The organism is Verrucomicrobiota bacterium (assembly GCA_038744685.1).
Taxonomy (GTDB): domain Bacteria; phylum Verrucomicrobiota; class Verrucomicrobiia; order Opitutales; family Puniceicoccaceae; genus Puniceicoccus.
The window spans coordinates 1-16,953 of the sequence record JBCDMB010000032.1 but is presented as its reverse complement, the minus strand read 5'-3'; the positions used below and the strand labels follow the sequence as shown (position 1 = coordinate 16,953).

At 51.2% G+C, this 16,953-nt stretch carries 22 protein-coding genes; 9 read left to right on the top strand and 13 right to left on the bottom strand.

Annotated elements, in window-relative coordinates:
- The first annotated feature begins 1 nt into the window (after position 1).
- The 4 genes from AAGJ81_14055 (at position 2) to AAGJ81_14040 (ending at position 4,313) form a co-directional block, all read left to right on the top strand.
- Complete coding sequence (locus tag AAGJ81_14055; protein ID MEM0967265.1) at positions 2-916, top strand: D-alanine--D-alanine ligase; 915 nt, start codon at positions 2-4, stop codon at positions 914-916.
- On the top strand, positions 913-1,827 hold the full coding sequence (locus tag AAGJ81_14050) for an FtsQ-type POTRA domain-containing protein (protein MEM0967264.1): 915 nt from the start codon (positions 913-915) through the stop codon (positions 1,825-1,827). The genes AAGJ81_14055 and AAGJ81_14050 overlap by 4 nt, the downstream gene beginning before the upstream one ends.
- 83 nt (positions 1,828-1,910) lie before the next feature.
- Positions 1,911-3,116, top strand: a complete 1,206-nt coding sequence (gene ftsA, locus AAGJ81_14045; protein MEM0967263.1) for a cell division protein FtsA — start codon at positions 1,911-1,913, stop codon at positions 3,114-3,116.
- Positions 3,117-3,125: 9 nt separating this feature from the next.
- On the top strand, positions 3,126-4,313 hold the full coding sequence (locus tag AAGJ81_14040; protein ID MEM0967262.1) for a hypothetical protein: 1,188 nt from the start codon (positions 3,126-3,128) through the stop codon (positions 4,311-4,313).
- A 375-nt stretch (positions 4,314-4,688) separates the two neighbouring features.
- On the opposite strand, the gene tsf is transcribed toward AAGJ81_14040, so the two are convergent.
- Entirely contained in the window at positions 4,689-5,279 is a 591-nt protein-coding gene (gene tsf, locus AAGJ81_14035) for a translation elongation factor Ts (protein ID MEM0967261.1), read from the bottom strand.
- Positions 5,280-5,300: 21 nt separating this feature from the next.
- Complete coding sequence (gene rpsB, locus AAGJ81_14030) at positions 5,301-6,116, bottom strand: 30S ribosomal protein S2 (protein ID MEM0967260.1); 816 nt, start codon at positions 6,114-6,116, stop codon at positions 5,301-5,303.
- Positions 6,117-6,211: 95 nt separating this feature from the next.
- Here rpsB and AAGJ81_14025 point away from each other — a divergent pair, with 95 nt between their 5' ends.
- Positions 6,212-6,400 carry a hypothetical protein gene (locus AAGJ81_14025; protein ID MEM0967259.1) on the top strand — a complete coding sequence of 63 codons (189 nt, stop codon included), beginning with the start codon at positions 6,212-6,214 and terminating at the stop codon, positions 6,398-6,400.
- A gap of 83 nt (positions 6,401-6,483) precedes the next feature.
- Here AAGJ81_14025 and AAGJ81_14020 read toward each other — a convergent pair whose 3' ends face one another.
- Entirely contained in the window at positions 6,484-7,167 is a 684-nt protein-coding gene (locus AAGJ81_14020; protein MEM0967258.1) for a UDP-N-acetylglucosamine diphosphorylase, read from the bottom strand.
- Positions 7,168-7,394: 227 nt separating this feature from the next.
- On the opposite strand from AAGJ81_14020, the gene AAGJ81_14015 reads away from it, so the two are divergent.
- The 4 genes from AAGJ81_14015 to AAGJ81_14000 are packed head-to-tail and all read left to right on the top strand — an operon-like array spanning position 7,395 to position 9,836.
- The gene (locus AAGJ81_14015) at positions 7,395-7,823 is read left to right on the top strand and encodes a gamma-glutamylcyclotransferase family protein (GenBank protein ID MEM0967257.1); all 429 of its coding nucleotides are present in this window, start codon (positions 7,395-7,397) and stop codon (positions 7,821-7,823) included.
- Positions 7,793-9,127 (top strand): folylpolyglutamate synthase/dihydrofolate synthase family protein, encoded by a 1,335-nt coding sequence (locus AAGJ81_14010; GenBank protein MEM0967256.1) that lies wholly within the window; start codon positions 7,793-7,795, stop codon positions 9,125-9,127. Before AAGJ81_14015 ends, AAGJ81_14010 begins: the two co-directional genes overlap by 31 nt.
- Before the next feature lie 20 nt (positions 9,128-9,147).
- On the top strand, positions 9,148-9,540 hold the full coding sequence (locus tag AAGJ81_14005; protein MEM0967255.1) for a hypothetical protein: 393 nt from the start codon (positions 9,148-9,150) through the stop codon (positions 9,538-9,540).
- Positions 9,537-9,836 (top strand): nucleotide pyrophosphohydrolase, encoded by a 300-nt coding sequence (locus AAGJ81_14000; GenBank protein ID MEM0967254.1) that lies wholly within the window; start codon positions 9,537-9,539, stop codon positions 9,834-9,836. The genes AAGJ81_14005 and AAGJ81_14000 overlap by 4 nt, the downstream gene beginning before the upstream one ends.
- Before the next feature lie 50 nt (positions 9,837-9,886).
- On the opposite strand, the gene AAGJ81_13995 is transcribed toward AAGJ81_14000, so the two are convergent.
- The 10 genes from AAGJ81_13995 to AAGJ81_13950 all read right to left on the bottom strand — a co-directional run bounded on the left by AAGJ81_13995 (position 9,887) and on the right by AAGJ81_13950 (position 16,709).
- On the bottom strand, positions 9,887-11,284 hold the full coding sequence (locus AAGJ81_13995; protein MEM0967253.1) for a sulfatase-like hydrolase/transferase: 1,398 nt from the start codon (positions 11,282-11,284) through the stop codon (positions 9,887-9,889).
- A 56-nt stretch (positions 11,285-11,340) separates the two neighbouring features.
- Positions 11,341-12,132 carry an amidohydrolase family protein gene (locus AAGJ81_13990; GenBank protein ID MEM0967252.1) on the bottom strand — a complete coding sequence of 264 codons (792 nt, stop codon included), beginning with the start codon at positions 12,130-12,132 and terminating at the stop codon, positions 11,341-11,343.
- Positions 12,133-12,425: 293 nt separating this feature from the next.
- Positions 12,426-12,689, bottom strand: a complete 264-nt coding sequence (locus AAGJ81_13985; protein ID MEM0967251.1) for a hypothetical protein — start codon at positions 12,687-12,689, stop codon at positions 12,426-12,428.
- Between the two features lie 340 nt (positions 12,690-13,029).
- Positions 13,030-13,284, bottom strand: a complete 255-nt coding sequence (locus tag AAGJ81_13980; GenBank protein MEM0967250.1) for a hypothetical protein — start codon at positions 13,282-13,284, stop codon at positions 13,030-13,032.
- A gap of 264 nt (positions 13,285-13,548) precedes the next feature.
- A complete protein-coding gene (locus AAGJ81_13975) occupies positions 13,549-14,058 on the bottom strand; it encodes a hypothetical protein (GenBank protein ID MEM0967249.1) in 510 nt (169 codons plus the stop codon).
- 297 nt (positions 14,059-14,355) lie between these two features.
- The gene (locus tag AAGJ81_13970) at positions 14,356-14,541 is read right to left on the bottom strand and encodes a type II toxin-antitoxin system HicA family toxin (GenBank protein ID MEM0967248.1); all 186 of its coding nucleotides are present in this window, start codon (positions 14,539-14,541) and stop codon (positions 14,356-14,358) included.
- Between the two features lie 28 nt (positions 14,542-14,569).
- Positions 14,570-14,791 (bottom strand): type II toxin-antitoxin system HicB family antitoxin, encoded by a 222-nt coding sequence (locus AAGJ81_13965; GenBank protein MEM0967247.1) that lies wholly within the window; start codon positions 14,789-14,791, stop codon positions 14,570-14,572.
- 148 nt (positions 14,792-14,939) lie between these two features.
- Positions 14,940-15,266: a hypothetical protein gene (locus AAGJ81_13960; GenBank protein MEM0967246.1), complete on the bottom strand. Its 327-nt coding sequence runs from the start codon at positions 15,264-15,266 to the stop codon at positions 14,940-14,942.
- Between the two features lie 29 nt (positions 15,267-15,295).
- Positions 15,296-15,853, bottom strand: coding sequence for a hypothetical protein (locus AAGJ81_13955; protein MEM0967245.1), 558 nt, complete (start codon positions 15,851-15,853; stop codon positions 15,296-15,298).
- 391 nt (positions 15,854-16,244) lie between these two features.
- Positions 16,245-16,709 carry a hypothetical protein gene (locus AAGJ81_13950; protein MEM0967244.1) on the bottom strand — a complete coding sequence of 155 codons (465 nt, stop codon included), beginning with the start codon at positions 16,707-16,709 and terminating at the stop codon, positions 16,245-16,247.
- Positions 16,710-16,953 lie beyond the last annotated feature (244 nt).

Here is a 16,953-nt window from a genome sequence, read left to right as displayed (position 1 = left end):
AATGCCCCAAATATTTGTTCTCTACGGTGGTGTTGGACCGGAACGAGAGGTTTCACTTAGGTCTGGGAAAAGTGTGCTAGATTGTCTTGGAAATCGGGAAGGGGTAGTTGGCATCGAGGTCACCGAAGCTTCTTTGCCTGACGGGATGAATCCGAAAAAGGGCGTAGTGTTTCCGGCACTTCACGGTGAATTTGGAGAAGACGGCAAGTTGCAGAAACTTCTGGAAGACGCGGATTTCGACTACGTTGGGTCTGACTCCGATTCGAGTTCTGTCTGTATGGATAAAGCACTCTCGAAAGCCCGTGCGGCTGAAATGGGCGTTCCGGGTGCAAAGGGGTTGGTTTTTTCGAAATCCGATATCCCCACTGCAAGAGAGATCGTTGAGAAGCTCGGACCTCGGGTGGTCATTAAGCCGGTGGATTCAGGTAGTAGTGCCTTCCTTTCCATCGTAAACGGGTTGGCCGAGTTGGAGGAATGTCTTTCAAGCCTCACCGAGCGCCGCTGGCTTTTCGAGACCTATATTGAGGGAAGAGAACTTTCGGTTGGAGTCCTCAATGGTTCCGCAATGGGAATTGTAGAAATCATTCCCGATGGAGGAGTATACGACTACACTCATAAGTATACCTCAGGAAAGACGGTTTATCGTGCGCCGGCGGTATTGTCCTCCTCAGAAGAATCCTCCATACGAAACTCCGCTGAGGCCGTCTTTACGGCCTGTGGGTGCCGTGACTTTGCAAGGGTCGACTTTCGGCTGGGTGAATCGGGACCGGTGTTTCTCGAGATCAATTCGTTACCGGGGCTTACCTCTGAAAGTCTTCTTCCAAAAAGTGCTTCCTGTCGCGGTCTTTCTTTCGAGGATCTTGTTTTAGAGATGGTGAGCCCAGCGTTGGATAGATTTCAACTTCGCGAGACATGAGTCGTCGCAGGCCTAGTTCTTCAGGCCCGGCCCGTGTCCGGTCTTGGAAAAGTATTCAGCAGAATGTGGCGCGGCCTCCCGCTGCCCGAAGAAGAGGCAAGGGAAAGACTTTTATTGTTTGGGCCGGGGCTGTCTGTTTCTCCGTAGCTTTAATTTTCTTGTCGTATTTGCTCCTATTCGAACCTGAGCGAATCCTCGGCTCTGGGCCTGAGTTCACGATCGAGCAGATCTCGTTCGAGACGGACGGGTCACTTAGCAAAGATTGGCTCCTTGATCGGCTGGATCTGGTTGAAGGGGCATCTCTATTGCAGACGGATATCTTTCGTCTGCGCGAACAGATCGAATCTCATCCGCAAGTCCAAAGTTGTGTCGTTCGACGAAAGTTCCCGGAAACCCTTCAAGTTCGAATTGTCGAACATCGTCCGGTTTTGAGGCTTCGTGTTCAGGGAGAGGGAAATACCGCTGAGACAGTTTTTGTCGCCCGTGATGGGACCATTTTTCCAGGAATCGGGCGTGAGGCCCGTGAGGTTCGGCGAATGCCCTTTGTCACAGGAACCAGTCTGGTGGAGACTCCTCGTGGTTATGCTCCGGTCCCCGGCTTTCGGCGTGTTGCCGATCTCGTGGAGCTCGCGCAGACCTCTTTCCCGGATCTATTCGGATCATGGAGAATCGTTGATCTTTCACTGTACGACGCGGACCCTGCAGCTTCTTTTTCCGCAATCCGTGTGCGAGCGACGAATGTAAGCGAAATTCTTTTTGGAACTGATGAATTCTCTGAACAATTGCTGAGGCTCCAGGATATCATTACCCTGACTCGGGACCAGGGATACGACAAGCTAAGCAGAGTGGATCTTCGCTTCGATGAGTCTGTGCCGGTTTTCGATAGTTGGGGTGGAAACCGAGGATCATGATCAACGGGATCGAGCGCTCGGGACTCTTTGCAGTCGAATCCGCCGTGGACAAAAGAGGTCCTCTCTGTAAGAAATCGCGGTAAATGTCAGGAAGGGTTGTTGCAGCGATCGAAATTGGCAGCGAGGAGGTCAAAGTTCTTGTTGGCGAGATCTTTGACGATGAGAGCCTGAACATTATCGGGCGTAGTCAGGTCGAATCAAGTGGAGTCACTAAAGGTCGGGTTGTTAATTTTCGAGAGGCAAGTGATCGGGTGGGTGAAGCATTGGATCTGGCCGAGCAGAGTGCCGGGGCCAATATTGAAAGTGCCTACCTCGCTGTTGCCGGACCCCATCTTGAAGGTCTTTCTCATCCTGCCACCACTCGCGTTCGCAGCCCGGATAATCGGGTCGCCGTCTCGGATGTAGATCGGGTCAATGCGGAGGCAAAGGGAAAAGAGATTTCGGCAGATCGTTTGTTCATACACTTCATCCGGAACCATTATTTGCTGGACGGCAGGTTGATTGAGAACCCAGTCGGTTTCGAAGGGGAGGAACTGGGAGTGACGTATTGGCTTCTCCATGGTGACGCGCAAGCTGTCGCGGAGCATATCCACGTGGTAAACAGTCAAAACATCAAAGTGGAAGATGTGATCGTAGCCAGTGTAGCATCTGCCTGCATGGTCGCGACTGAGGAAGAGAAGAAAGCGGGTTGTTTGGTTGTCGATCTCGGCCGTGGAACAACCGATTATGCGTTTTACCGTAAGGGCTGTATTGTCAGGACAGGTTCGATTCCAGTGGGTGGAGAACATCTAACGAACGATCTGTCGGTGGGGCTACGGATTGTTCGTGATGGTGCTGAAGACCTTAAGATCAAGCACGGATCCGCGACCGTTTTACCGGAAGACAAGGGGAGGACCCACCATCTCTATGGAGATTTGAAGATCGGCGACAAGTCGTTGTACGCGTCTTCCATCAATCGCATTCTGGAGGTGAGGATGGAGGAGCTCTTTGAACTGATTCGATCGGAGTGCGGGCAGTCGGAGTTAAAGTCCGGGGCCGTTAGGTCATTATTGACGGGAGGAGGAGCGAGGCTTCAGCGTTGTAGTTCTCTTGCCGAACGGGTGTTTGGCTTCCCGTCTCGCGTCGCCGAGAATCCTGAATGGGTTGCCGATGAGCTGCGGGGAGTCGAATTCAGCACGGTGTTGGGGGTCCTGCACTACGCGCTTGAGGGGCAGACCGATCGGATGGGCTACCAGAGTAGGCAAAAGTCCACTGGCGTCGTGAAGAAGTTTTCACGATTGTTTCGCTGAGTCACTTTGATGCACGAAGGGAATAGAGAGGACAAACACACCCGCGCCTGTGTCGTCGGAATTGGAGGAGGGGGTCTTCGCGTAGTGGACCGTTTTCGACTTGAGAAACCAGATGGCGTAGACGTTTTTGGCTTCGATACCGATGTCCGCGATCTTGAAAGGTATATAGACTTAGAAACCTACCGATTGGGTCGTGCCCTCATGAGAGGATTGGGTTGTGGTGGCGATGAGGAAATGGGCCGGCTGGCTGCAGACAGTGACCGAAACCAGATATCAGATATCCTTCACGGTTATGGACTGATCGTCCTGGTTGGATGTCTGGGACGAGGGTTCGCTTCCGGGGCATTACCGGCAGTTGCCAGCATGGCCGGGGAAACAGGAACACCGACGGTTTCAATCGTTTCCACCCCTTTTGAATTTGAAGGAAAGAGGCCGTCTCAAGTTGCTAAGAACGCCTTGTCCGAGGTTCGGCGAGGTTCGGACTGCGTCGTTGTTTTGCCCAATGACCTCCTTTTTCAGGAGACGAATGAGTCGGATCGGGCAGACCAGCTCTTCGAGGTTTCCGATAGCTGGGTTGGTCGAGCCGTTTTTGGGTTGTTGGGTCCGATGTTTCGGCCAGGAACGATGTCTGTCGATCTGGCTACCTTCCGTTCGGCTTTGAAAGGGGATGTCAACCGGATGCACTTCTCTACCTGTCGGGTATCGTATTCTGCAGGGTTGGATGCTCTCAAGAAATCGCTCTTTGAGTGCCCGTTTCGCTCAGCTGGGATCGATCGGGTGAAGGCGGATCGATTGTTGGTGAGTGTCGGAACCGGAGGTGGTCTATCAGTTGCAGACTTTTCGGAAATTGCTGATGCGGTCACGAGTCTGTTCAGTTCACGGGAGGAGGCAGTGGTCGGGTTGTGGGAGGAGGAATCGCTTGGAGACTCTATTGAAGTGAGCGTTTTTGCCCGAACTTACCTTTCGGAAACACCGATTCCAGAACGCCGGTTTGAGAAAGTGATGGTTCACCCTTCCAAGTTGGACAAGAAAAAGAAGGCCTCCAAGGAGAAGCTGCAGACGGAGTTCGACAGTCTTCTTGAGCACAACGAACGGGGCCTGTTTGGCCGCCTCGACGTGGAAGACTACAACGGCGTTGATCTCGATAAGCCGACGTTCTTACGCAAGGGGATCAAAATCCCGATGCCGAAGAATTGAAGTGAGTGTCCTCCTCCTCCCGTAGGAAGAGGCTTTATGCCTCGACGAGTATTCGACAAACAACCCGAGGCTTCGAGGGGTAATACCACTTCGAAAAAATTCTGGCGTATTTGGTGCAGGCATGAATCGAAGCAGCGCGAGGCGCAGGCCTTGGGAGCGTATCGAGATACGACCCAAGGCCTGTAACGCTGCGAACTTCGATCCACGCCGCATCTCTGTGAGACGGGCGCAGGAGCCGATGGAGCAGCGTTGCCCCGCGCGGCACGGGTCTCGACCCGCCTCCGCGCAGGTCGCCTTGCTCCATCGGCTCCTGCATCCCGCCAAAACGCCAGAATTTTTTCGAAGTGGTATAAACCCTCTCCGACAATCTGTTTCCTACTCGCCGAGCTGGAACCGGGAGAACCGACCGACGACTAGATTTTCGCCGAGCTTGGAGACGTTTTCGGTGAGGACGTCACGAATCGATTGATCCGGATTCTTAACGAACGGCTGCTCGAGCAGACAAATTGTTGAGAAGTATTTGTCGAGCTTTCCCTCGACAATCTTTTGAATCGCTTGAGGAGGTTTGCCTTCTGCTTGTCCGGCTGCGATCTCGCGCTCCTTCTCGACAACCTCTTCGGGTACATCCTCACGGCTCACGTAAAGCGGGGAAGCCGCTGCAATGTGCATAGCGATGTCTTTGGTCAAAGCTTTGAAGTCGTCGTTCTTCGCGACGAAATCGGTCTCACATTTAAGTTCTACCAACACACCCACTTTGCCACCAAGGTGGATGTAGGACTCGATTACGCCTTCGCTGGCATCTCTTCCGGCTTTTTTCGCAGCAGTTGCGACACCTTTCTTACGGAGAATCGCTACAGCCTCTTCGGCATCCCCGTCGGATTCCACGAGGGCTTTTTTGCAGTCCATAAGACCGGCTCCAGTTTGCGCGCGGAGATCGGCAACGAGTTTAGCGCTTATTTGGCTCATTTAGTATGGGAAATGGGAGTTTCATTTGGCTTCCGCAGCGTCTTCTTCTTCGGGAGTAAAACCTTTGGGCAAGGTTACTTCTCCTTCGCTTTCTACCTCGGAAAATGTATTTCGCGTGATCATCGGTCCAGAGGCCTTCGGCATTGCGACCGCTTCGCGGCTTTCCAGCCCGTTTTGGATCGCTTCGATGATCGCTTCTACGACGATTCGAATCGACTTGGCTGCATCGTCGTTACCTGGGATTGGGAAATCAACCAGGGATGGGTCCGAGTTTGTGTCGACAAGGCCAATGACCGGGATACCCAGGCGCTGAGCCTCTTCGACTGCAATCTCTTCGTTCTTAACGTCGACGACAAAGAGCGCTGAGGGAATCTCTTCGATATCGAGGATTCCCTCGAAGTTACGGTTCATCCGAATCATCTGACGACGAATGGCCGCGCCTTCCTTTTTGGGGAGATCGTTCAGAGAGCCGTCCTTTTCCATGGAGAGGAACCGGCGGTACTTTTGAAGGCTACTTTTGATGGTAGCAAAATTGGTCAGGGTGCCACCCATCCAGCGATTGACACAGAAAGGCATGCGGGTTTCCGAAGCAGCCTCGCGGATAATTTCCTGCGCTTGCCGTTTTGTGCCAACGAAGAGCACATTTTTGCCGCTCTTGACCGTCGCGGTCAGAAATTCAGAGGCGAGCTCCAGTTGGGCAAAGGTCTTCTCGAGATCAATGATCGAGATGCCGTTCCGATGATCAAACAGGAATGGTTTGAAGTTCGGATTCCAGCGACGGACTTGGTGGCCGAAGTGTACCCCGGCATCAAGGAGGTCTTTTGGTGTGATATTCATGGTTCAAAGCCCTTCTACGAGAGGGGAGAAACTGAGTTTCTTACAGTGTTGAGTGAGTGTTTTAGATGAGGAAAACCGATGAAAGTAGACTGCTGGTGAGCAAGTTCAAGGAAAAAGGAGAAGGGGTTCGTTTTCTGGGTGCAATTGGAGCCACGGGGTATTATGGAAACCAAACCACTCCAACGGAGCGGACTGAAGTCCGCGCTCCTCTAGACCACCACAATGGAGCGCGGACTTCAGTCCGCATCGGTGCGATTAGCCCGATACCCCGCGCTTGTAACTAGACCCGTCTTTCGGTGACAGCCTTTAATAGACGTGCAGCAGCTGGTCGGCTTTTGGCCTTCTATCCGCTCGTTCTTCGCGTTCTCTACCGCTCCAAAACCTTGCGGTGGACTCGATGAAGACTTGGCTTCCAGTAGGCGATCTTTTCCGCTTCGAGAAATCCTCCATAGGCAAGCCCGGGTGCTACAGCGGAGTTCCGGTCCAGGATGGTTCCAGGTTGCAGCACCACGTTGCATCCCGCCTCGGCTCCGTCGGCAAGAATAGCTCCGAACTTGCGTAGTCCGCTTTCCACCGATCCTTCGGGAGTCCGAGCGGTAACCGATTTCTGGTCAAACCTGAGGTTTGAAAGGATTGCTCCTGCGCCGAGATGGGCATGATGACCTAAAACGGAGTCTCCAATGTAGTTGTAATGAGGGGTCTGGACTTTGTCTAGGAGGAGACAGTTCTTGTATTCACAGGAATTGCCCAAGACACACTCGCGCCCGGCGATTACGTTTCCACGAACGAATACTCCTGGACGGAGTTCGCACCCATCTCCAATCCACGCAGGTCCCGTGATGGCTCCAAAAGGGGGCAGTTTTGCATTTCCTTCGAAGAATACCGGACCCTCTATATGAAACCCGGAGGGGATGTTCTCCGGAAGTCGGCTCTCTACACTTTTGAGAACCTCTTTGATTCTCGGTAGCCACTTCCAAGGTGCCTCGTCGAGTGGGAACCAGTCCGAAAAAGGATGATCCGGTAAGAGGTCGAACAGGTCGGAAGCTTTCATGGGGAAAATTTCTTTCATTTCCACTGAGTGTGCAACGGCCAAACGCGCTCAGGAATAGGTAGGTTTGTAGTCTGACTCTCATTTTTTGTAGCCTCGGAACTCTGTTCCGGGGGCCATAAAAGTGCTCACTCATCGGCTGTAATAATGGAGCTTGAAAATGGTGGCTCTCTTCTCTTCGGAAGATGCGGTCTTGCTGAAAGAGGTCCATGAACAAAGGATGAGTGAGAATGGAGCTTTCCAAGAAAGGGGATTGGTTTTCCGATCTGCGTGTTTTTGTTTACGGGACGCTGAAACCGGGCGGGCGTTATTGGCCCGCCTATTGTGAAGGGAAAGTGGCTACGGTCAGGGATGCTTCGGTCAATGGCCGACTCTACGAGCTTTCGGTGGGATACCCGGCTCTGACTCTTGGTGGTGACGAGCGGGTTGAGGGTTGCGTTCTCGAGTTTCTTCATGCGGATGGATTGCGGGGTCTGGACTTTCTCGAAGGTTTCAATCCCCTTCAGCCAAATGCTCCTGGAACGGAGTATACCCGCTGTCGAACGAAGGCCTTGATAGGAGGAGAAGAAGCCTCGGGAATCTGGACCTACGTAATGAGTGAAGAAAGAATTCAGCGAGCGGGCGGCCAATGGATCGTTTCGGGGAAGTGGCAGGAATGAATGCAACCGGAGAAAGTTCGGGGTCAGACTTCGATCAGGTCAGGGATTTCCTCTACTCACTTAGAAACCAAGGGTCAAAGTATGGTCTGGAGAGGATGGTGCGCTTTTCCGAACGTGCCGGGAATCCCCAGTCGCAGTTTCCAGCGATTCATGTTGCCGGAACCAACGGGAAAGGATCGGTCTGCGCGATGGTGGAAGCTGCTTTGCGGGCACAAGGTAGGTCGACGGGCCTTTATACCTCCCCTCATCTCGTCCATTTAGGCGAACGGATTCAGATCAATCGTCAGCCGATCCCTGAAACCGAGATTGTTGTACGGGTTGAAGAATTGAGAAAGATTGCTCTCAGAGAATTCAGATCGGAGGAGGACTCGCCCAGTTTTTTCGAATACATGACTCTCCTTGCCTTCTCTTATTTTGCACAAAAGGCGGTTGACTGTGCGGTGGTTGAGGTCGGTCTTGGGGGTCGATTGGATGCAACGAATATCGTGAGGCCCCTGGTCTCGGTGATTACTTCAATTGGTTTGGATCATACCGAAATCCTAGGAGATACTCTCGGGAAGATCGCTGCAGAAAAAGCGGGGATACTTAAAGAAGGTGTTCCCGTTGTGATTGGAGTTCTGCCGGAGGAGGCAGAAGAAGTCGTTCGGAAGCGGTCCTCCTTGGTAGGGTGTCCAGTCGTTTCGGTTCGGGAGAGGTTCACTGAAGAGGAATTGCCGCAGACTAGCCTTGCGGGTGCCTTTCAACGGTGGAATGCCGGGGTGGCTCATCTGGCCATGGAGCTGGCAGCCAATCCACTCTCTCTCGACCCGGCAGAGTTTGAGCATGCTTTTCTGCGGACGGATTGGCCCGGACGCTGGGAGACTCGGGTGATCGGTGGAAAGAGGGTTGTGTTCGATAGCACCCATAATCCCGAGGGAGCAGCAGTCCTCGAAGAGAATCTCCGGACGCTGATCGGCCCTGCTTCCGATTCTCTGGACGTGGTCGTTGGCTCTCTGGGTAAAGATCGCGCCGAAGCGGTGCTCAGAGTGGTGTCGCCCTTCGCAATGAGGATTCATATCGTCCGCCCCTCTCAGCCTCGGGCATTGAGTTTTGCAGAGATGAGGGAGTTGGTCCCGAGTGAGTTCAAAGGAGAAGTGCTCGATGCTTCGGTCGGAGAACTGTTCCCGGGAGGTTCGGAGATCCGGGTTCCTCAGGCAACGAATCCCGTTCTCGTCACCGGATCTCTCTACCTAATCGGTGAGATTTTCTCGCGAATCGATTCCCAAGCTTCCTCTTTAGACTTTGGGTTGCAGGATAAGATCTGATTCGAAAGTGCCGAATTTCCATGAATTGGCGGTCGAGTGAAATAGTTGATATGAATGCATTGAATCTTGATGAACTGAGAGAGCGTAACACCACCCGGGGTGATGAGTGGACTGGCCATCAAATGAGCCCGGAGCAGAAGCGGAATGACTTATACCAAATTCAAGAAGGATTGACAGTTATGGTGCAGCTCGGAATCGAAGCAGCGCAAGGCGCGGGGATCGGATGCGTATCTGGATACGCGCCGATCCTTGCAACGCCGCGAACTTCGTTTCCGGGCGCATCCCCATGGGACGGGCGTGGGATGAGCCTGAGCAGTGTTTGCCCGATTGGCACGGGTCGCAGACCCGCCTCCAAACGGGCCGCCTTGCTCAGACCCATCCCCCATCCCGCCATAACTATCAATCCTTCTTGAATTTGGTATTATTGTTTCGGACTACAGAGTTGGCAGGGGAGACGGGCGAAGTGTGCAACGAGGCAAAAAAGCTGAGACGTTTCATGAACGGGATGACAGGTGGCAAGGATCCTGAAACGGCTCGAGCCGCCCTTGCCGAGGAACTGGCAGATGTGATCATCTGTGCGGATCGGGTGGCCGAAGCGCTAGACATCGATCTGAGCGAGGCTGTGAGATCAAAATTCAATGCTACGAGCGAGAAATACGGGTTAAAGACAATGTTCACTCACCCAAGCGACTTCGAGGAGCAGGACTGATCGGACTCGTCTTCTTTCCCCTTTTGCCAACAAAGATTGTCGGGCTGGGTCTACGCTGTCAGGTCGCACCGTTTTGACCAGAATACTCTGCCCGTCGGATGACTTTTGTCATCCCAGTCTTGAGAATGAGTGAGTAGTTGGGTCCTCATCTGCTGAAGAAGATTTGCAGCTTCATCCTCTTGCGCGATGTTGTTGGTCTCTCCGCTATCATTCGACAAATCGAATAGCTGAGTGTCTCCCGAGGCATACTCGATGAGTTTGTGGCGTCCGTTGGAGACACCACGAATGCTGTCACCGTAAGCAAGGTAAAGGGATGACCGCGCAGAACGAGTGCTCTCTCGGATACTGCCAGCCAGACTATGACCTTCCACGGATTCGGGTATTTCTATGTCCGTGAGCTCGCAGAGGGTAGGGAATATATCCAAAAGGTAAGTTGGGTCACTACGTTGCTGGTCTTCGGGAATACCGGGACCAGCGAAAACCAAAGGAACCCGAACGCTGTGTTCATACAGGTTCTGTTTGCCCATCAACCCATGCTGACCAATTGCCAACCCATTGTCTCCGGCTAGAACGATAATCGTGTGATCGAGCTTGTCTTCCTCACGTAGAGTCTCGACTAGACGGCCAAACTCGTGATCGAGATGGGAAATGATGGCGTAGTATTCAGCGATATGCTTTTTGATTTCCTCCGGATCCCGCGGAAACGCGGCTAGCATTTCGTCTCTGACCTTCAACGCTCCGGTATCGATCGGGTGCTCGGAAAGGAAATTGTCCGGCAACTCGATCTTTGCTGGGTCATACATTTTTAAAAACTCTTCGGGCATCGTCCGGGGATCGTGAGGAGCCATCAGGGAAACGTACATCAAGAAGGGTGCAGAGGAATCTTGAGACTTCACGAAGCGCACGGAGGAATCGACGAACAGTTCTGTCGAGTGTTTTCCAGCGGAGATGTGATCGCACTCTCTCAGGGTGACCTCATTCGATTCGAATGGATCAACCACCAGTGGGCAGGTGCTGTCATATTTTCCCATAGGATCGAAATGGTACGCAGGGACATTCCAGTGGTCTGCCATCCCTCCAAAAAAGATCTCGTCTCCACTGGAGAAGCTTCGTGCATAGGAGCCTCGACCGTTGTGCCATTTACCCGTTCCAAAAGTGCTGTATCCTGCGGAACGAAAGCACCCTCCGATAGTGGTGTGCTCCGATGGAACCTGTTGGCCCTCGCGTTCTAGATGAAACAATGTCCTCCCAGTGTTCAACATAGCGCGACTCGGCATACAAACAGCTGGGCACGTCCCTCCGGGGATGTGCGCATGCGTAAAGGTGGTGCCTCGGTTCACCAGTGCATCCAAATTCGGTGTATGAATTTGTTCGTTTCCTAACGCGTGAATCGTGTCAAAACGTTGATCGTCGGTTAGGAAAAGTAAGATGTTCGGCCTCTTAGTCATCCTAGCGTGTGGTTTTCATGGGGTCGTCTGGGATGATGGGCGTGTCGCCTTTCGGATCAAGAGGCATTGTGCGTGGTGTTCCCTGGACCTCCGTCGTTAGCCTTTTCCAGTCGGTATAATGAGGCTGCGTTATCAAAAAAGATCTTTTGGCAGACAGAAGGTTCAAAGATCTCTTCAATGATCGAGATATCCTCTTTTTGGAACGGCCTTGGCGCTCGGGTGGAAGGCAAATCTGTTCCAAAAATCAATGAATCGGGATTTACTTCGACGATCTGCTTCAACGCTTCTCGTATATCGAAATCAACCCTACCGAATCCAGTCGCCTTTACTCTTACGCCCTTTCTGACCAACTCAATCAGGGTTGGAAACCCTTCTTTGGAAAGTCCAAGATGATCGATCGATACGGATGGCAGCGCCTCTATCGCAGACCGTAAGTCCGGTAACTCTCTTGAATCCACATACAATTCGGTATGCCATCCAGCGACTTCATGCACACGTCTGGAAAATCTCGTGAGATGCTCGATGGTTTCTGATCCTCCACGTCGTAGATTGAATCGAACTGCTCTGATTCCGATCTCGTCCAGTTCCTTGATCCTTTCGTTCGAGGTTGAAGCCGGCAATTGTGTGACGCCAACAAACGATGGTCCCAATCTCTTCAAGGCAGACATCAGATAAGTCTGATCGAACTGCTGAAAAGATCCCGATACAACAGCCCCTCCAACGATCTGTAAGTCGCTCGCAAACTTCGAGTAGCTGTCGCAATCGAATTCATCGGGCACAAATCCGTGATTCGGAAACAAAGGAAACGCCTTATCGATAATATGAAAATGAGCGTCGAATATCTTCATTTGTGCTAGCCGGGATATTGCGTGGAATGCTTCCGGACAGTCCGGAGATACCAAACGGATCTGCTCCATTCATTTCATTCTCTTTCCAACCACTTTCGAGCGACGCGACACGCAACCGAATGGGCGCAGCACATTTCACGGATGACGCGGATAGGATTTCTCTTCAACTCTCTTTTCACATCCGTGCCCAACTTGTGCGCGGAAGCCTTGGCGAAGGTGTATCCGAGTGATCCGTGGTTCCAATTCTTCTCTTTCCCATATCGTCGAGGACAGGCAACTCGCCAAAGCGGTTCCTAGTCCGGTTGATTTTTAGGATTTTTCGGGATCGGTATTGGGTTGATCTGTTCCGTCTTGTCATACTCTCCGTTTCTGCCACGTGCCAAGAAACCGAAATAGTCAGTCAGTCGATCTAACTCCTCTGAAAGTTCAACGAGAGTCCACCATTCTCTATTTGGGATAACGCATCGAAACTTTCCACTGTTCTGAAGGAGGTAGATGGCACCTCCATTATTTATCGCGGACATGCAGGTGAGGGCCAGTTCTCTTATTATATTCATTACGTAAGTGTCCTCGAGGAGAACGGTCCATGAACCTTTCTGACTTCGCTTCCCATATAGATGGAGGCACGAGTCAGATCTTAGCCTCTTCATCGTCAACGAATAAAAATCAAGAATATTTCGATCAATACGTTCAGAGCTAATAACAAAATACGGCTTCAATACTCCTGTTTGAAACTCGTAGCACTCATTCGCCCCGACAGCGCGACTTACGCTTATTTCATTTAGTTTCACTTCGTGTAACGTGAAGTCCAGACCACCAGCCTCAGCCGTCCGGTTGATTTTTAGGATTTTCGGGTGCGTTCACTGGGTTGTCTGTTTCGTTTGGAGCGATTGTGGGCTACGGTGTCTGAACGACCTCCAGGATCTTGATCTCGCAAGTGGCATGGTCAGTAAAAAAGGTAACCGCTAAGTCTCTTATGATCTTGGTGAAGGTAACCCTCCCGGTGTCGTCAGGTTCACAGAAGTCTCCTTCGTCAAAAGGATTCTCAGCAAGATAGGAGATGAAGGCTTCGACGGCTTTCTTGCGATTTCCTTTGATTTCCACCATGGATGAGGCCGCTTCCTGCCTCAAAAACACGGTGTATGCTCGCATCAACCGCTCTGCTTAGGTTGTTTCCATACAACGGTGTCCGGATCATCGATCATTCTCGATAGTTCTTTTTTCCTCTCCGGATTGTTGGAACGCCGCAATTGCAAAATCAGAGCAGCTACCTGATCGAGTTCAACCGGCCCTAAGCCTTTGATTTCGTCTTTTAGCTGTTGGAGGCTCATAAACGGAGAGTCACGGAGAAACGGGAGATTTTCAATTTTTTTCTCGCTCGAACCGTCGAGGACAGGCAACCCGCCAAAGCGGTTCCTAGTCCGGTTGATTTTTAGGATTTTTCGGGATGGTCATCGGGTTGACCTGCTCCGCTTGGGTGGTATTTCTCTTCATAAGCTCTTCCACATCAACCTTATCTTTACCTCGTTTTGTCGCGATCTTGTTCTTCAAGAGATGTTTGTAAGCGATGAACGGTCTGTTCTTCCCTCCCAAATCAAATTCTACCCTGGATTCATAACACTCTTCAAACGTAACACCCGAGATTCCTGTCATTACCTGAATCTTCAGTGGCTCTCGACCAATCTCCACAATCATGTCGTCAGAAAGGAAATCGTCCTCGGTTACATCCAAATCCTTGAATCCAAATTCGCGGAATGCTTTTACGATTCCTGAAGCCTGATCACTTCCAATTGCGACGAACAGGTCAATATCACCAGTATATCTGGGATATCCATGGGCTGCCACGGCGTATCCTCCCACTACGAGATACTTAGTCTCGTGCTTTTCGAGTAGTTCGATGAACTCTTTGAATGCGTCCGGTAGCATATTCTTTCCCTGAATGATTGCACCTCAGAAACTCCAGAGCTCTCAATCTCTGAGACGGAGACTCATTTGCCCAATCCTCAATTGGTTCTCTGGCCTCATGCAATCGACGCTTTTTCACAACCGTCCGATCAAACTCGAAATCCATGTCTACAGGTTGTGAAGTTGCTGAGAAATTGCGACGATATTTTCTCGATAACGTGAAGGACAGGCAACCCGCCAGTGGGGGGCCTAGTCCGGTCTATTTTAAGGAATTTCCGGGATGATTATCGGATTGCCCTGCTCCGTTTTGTTTTGTCGCTATTTTTCGAACTCTTCTCGCAGGAGCTGACTTTGGCGGATAATAGACCTAAGCGTCCCAATTCTCAGCTCTCTATGGTCAGGAACGGGAACCGTAACTGTGGTATTGTTCCCTATTTTTTGCATGATCACATGGCTTCCCCGTTGGCGGATTCTAGAGAAACCATTCTGCTCGAGGATAGTGATTACTTCTCGGCCTGATTAGGTAGGAAGCCTAGGCAACTTCTACCTCCAGCGCGGAAACGTATGATTCTTGGCCGAGTCGATCGTCGATTTCTTCTTTAGATGCGCATTCGAAAAATAGGCTGACGGCTTCCTTCAAATTCTCCTTCGCTTCTTCAATCGTGTCACCTTGGCTTGCAACGTCTATCTCTGGGCAGAGAGAAAAATATCCTCCGTTTTCTTTCCGGATTACTGCTGTTAGCGACTTATTCATTCAGAATACATAGCTGGGCCTCCGGAGTAGTTCAATTTCTTTCGGCAGAACGTGGAGGCTAGGTGACCCGGCCTGAGAGGTCCAGCGTTCTATGGGTTGTCGATTTCACGGGCGCGTTCATCGGGTTGCCTACGCCGATTGGTTCGAATCATCGATCATATTCAATTGGGGATGTCTCGTAGTCTACACCTTCGATTAGATCGGGAGTCTGGTCCGAGTCAGGTTTTACCTTCACGGAAGCTCCAGTTCGAAATAAGTCTTGCCCGCAGACAGGACAGATTTGATTCGTCGAGGCTGAGTGGTGTTCTCGATTACCCTTAACTCCGGAAAAGACATCTTCGAGGATCCAACCCTCCCAACCGCATGCGTCCTCGCTACATCCGCACACTGCCCAAGTGATCCATGCTCCTTCGAAGCATTCAACATCGCTGATTTCTTTCTCGAGCTTTTCCTTAAACTTCTTTGGAAATCCCATTCTTGTTTTTCTTCGAACGTGGAGAGTTGCTACTCGGATGGAGCAGATGGAGGAACGACCGGCGCGGAATCCGAGTTAGCAACCTCGTATTCTTCGAAACTCTGGTAAGCTTCGATCTCGGGATCAAGCTGACCGGTTTCGCTCGGTAAAAAAGGATCGATCGAATCCTTCTTCACTATGAGCACCGGATAGGCATGCTCGGCGCTATCAATTTGAGTGAATGATTCGATCTCTATAGAAAGGTAGTGAAACGAATTAGAGTATCCTTGCAGAATAATGTCGGGATCTTGAAACCCCGGCAGGTTTCGGAACCCGATTTGTTTTTTCAAGGTTAGCGTGCCTACAAGTCGATAGAGTTTGCCGTTACTGTATTCGCCGCTGGAAGTGTAGATTTCATGCCCACAGGGCATCAATTTTCTTCCGCTTAATCCCTTTGTGAAATCCCATGCCAAAACGTCGACTTCTACCCGGTTTCCAAGCAACGGATCAATGATGTGCTTGGAAGCATGGGTGTCGTTGTATACCTCCGCCGAAAATACAGTTGAAAAAAGGAGGCATAGAAGCGCTTGTATCGGGATAATCCGCATTTTCTTTTCGAACGTCGAGGCTAGGTGACCCGGCCTGAGAGGTCCAGAGTTCTCTGGGTTGTCGATTTCACGGGCGAGTTCATCGGGTTGCCTATGCCGATTGGTTCTTCCCTTCAAGTCTGCCTAATAGGTCCCGCTGGAGACGTAGTGTGGGTATTCAGAATCCTTAGCTCCTTTCTTCTCTTTTTTGATTTGTTCATAAAAACTCTGCTGCTGCTCTTTCGTCAATTTGACGTCTTCTGGCAGCGGAGCCCCACAATGTTCACAGTGGGTAATCCTACGAGTGTAGAAAAGTTGCCCGCACTTCTTACACCTAAATTTCATTCGGATATCCTTTGCGGAACGTGGAGGACAGGCAGCCCGTCAGTGGGATTCCTAGTCCAGTTGATTCTTAGGGTTTTTCGGGATGGTTATCGGGTTGGCCTGCTCCGTTTTGGTCAGCTTCAAGGGTTTCAAATTTCCAAGACTCAGCTACGCACTCGAAAGTCTCGTCTCGGAGGTAAAAGAGGTAGTGATTTCTTTCTCTGTTTGATTCTCCAACTATGAACCAATCATCAGGGGATTCACTCATTCTTCTATTCCCCTCGATGAGGTAGAACTCCCCCCATTTGGGAGCAATCTTACTGAATCTGCACTGGCCCGAATACCAGCCTTCATCGTTCGTCTGGCCGAGTCGATATCGGGTCGCTCCTGTGAATTCAATTTTTCCTTTCTGGTCTTCGCTAAACTGAGAGAACTGAAAGTAGTTCAAATCAAAGATCAGCTCTAGCTTGTCGCCTTCAATCTTTACTTCTGGATAAGGTTCATTTGGCTCTGCGTTCCAGTCCGTGTTCAATTGTGTGAAGGAGGTTTCCATTTTCTTTCGCTGAACGTGAAGGCTAGGCGACCCGGCCTGAGAGGTCCAGCGTTCTATGGGTTGTCGATTTCACGGAGACGTTCATCGGGTTGCCTATGCCGTTTTGTGTGCCCGGCATGGGCACGATGTAAACCGGGTTAAAGTCCCGCATAGTAAGAATCAGAATGAACGAACTATTACCAGAAGCCAAGGGCGTAACCGCGAGGTTGGGTCTGAAGGAAGGCTATGGGAAACCTGCGAGCCG

Bases quoted from the DNA above. Each gene is read 5' to 3' on its own strand.
- AAGJ81_14055 (MEM0967265.1), top strand. From the start codon at position 2: ATGCCCCAAATATTTGTTCTCTACGGTGGTGTTGGACCGGAACGAGAG.
- AAGJ81_14050 (MEM0967264.1), top strand. From the start codon at position 913: ATGAGTCGTCGCAGGCCTAGTTCTTCAGGCCCGGCCCGTGTCCGGTCT.
- ftsA (MEM0967263.1), top strand. From the start codon at position 1,911: ATGTCAGGAAGGGTTGTTGCAGCGATCGAAATTGGCAGCGAGGAGGTC.
- AAGJ81_14040 (MEM0967262.1), top strand. From the start codon at position 3,126: ATGCACGAAGGGAATAGAGAGGACAAACACACCCGCGCCTGTGTCGTC.
- tsf (MEM0967261.1), bottom strand. From the start codon at position 5,279: ATGAGCCAAATAAGCGCTAAACTCGTTGCCGATCTCCGCGCGCAAACT.
- rpsB (MEM0967260.1), bottom strand. From the start codon at position 6,116: ATGAATATCACACCAAAAGACCTCCTTGATGCCGGGGTACACTTCGGC.
- AAGJ81_14020 (MEM0967258.1), bottom strand. From the start codon at position 7,167: ATGAAAGCTTCCGACCTGTTCGACCTCTTACCGGATCATCCTTTTTCG.
- AAGJ81_14015 (MEM0967257.1), top strand. From the start codon at position 7,395: ATGGAGCTTTCCAAGAAAGGGGATTGGTTTTCCGATCTGCGTGTTTTT.
- AAGJ81_14010 (MEM0967256.1), top strand. From the start codon at position 7,793: ATGGATCGTTTCGGGGAAGTGGCAGGAATGAATGCAACCGGAGAAAGT.
- AAGJ81_14005 (MEM0967255.1), top strand. From the start codon at position 9,148: ATGAATTGGCGGTCGAGTGAAATAGTTGATATGAATGCATTGAATCTT.
- AAGJ81_13995 (MEM0967253.1), bottom strand. From the start codon at position 11,284: ATGACTAAGAGGCCGAACATCTTACTTTTCCTAACCGACGATCAACGT.
- AAGJ81_13990 (MEM0967252.1), bottom strand. From the start codon at position 12,132: ATGAAGATATTCGACGCTCATTTTCATATTATCGATAAGGCGTTTCCT.
- AAGJ81_13985 (MEM0967251.1), bottom strand. From the start codon at position 12,689: ATGAATATAATAAGAGAACTGGCCCTCACCTGCATGTCCGCGATAAAT.
- AAGJ81_13980 (MEM0967250.1), bottom strand. From the start codon at position 13,284: ATGCGAGCATACACCGTGTTTTTGAGGCAGGAAGCGGCCTCATCCATG.
- AAGJ81_13975 (MEM0967249.1), bottom strand. From the start codon at position 14,058: ATGCTACCGGACGCATTCAAAGAGTTCATCGAACTACTCGAAAAGCAC.
- AAGJ81_13965 (MEM0967247.1), bottom strand. From the start codon at position 14,791: ATGAATAAGTCGCTAACAGCAGTAATCCGGAAAGAAAACGGAGGATAT.
- AAGJ81_13960 (MEM0967246.1), bottom strand. From the start codon at position 15,266: ATGGGATTTCCAAAGAAGTTTAAGGAAAAGCTCGAGAAAGAAATCAGC.
- AAGJ81_13955 (MEM0967245.1), bottom strand. From the start codon at position 15,853: ATGCGGATTATCCCGATACAAGCGCTTCTATGCCTCCTTTTTTCAACT.
- AAGJ81_13950 (MEM0967244.1), bottom strand. From the start codon at position 16,709: ATGGAAACCTCCTTCACACAATTGAACACGGACTGGAACGCAGAGCCA.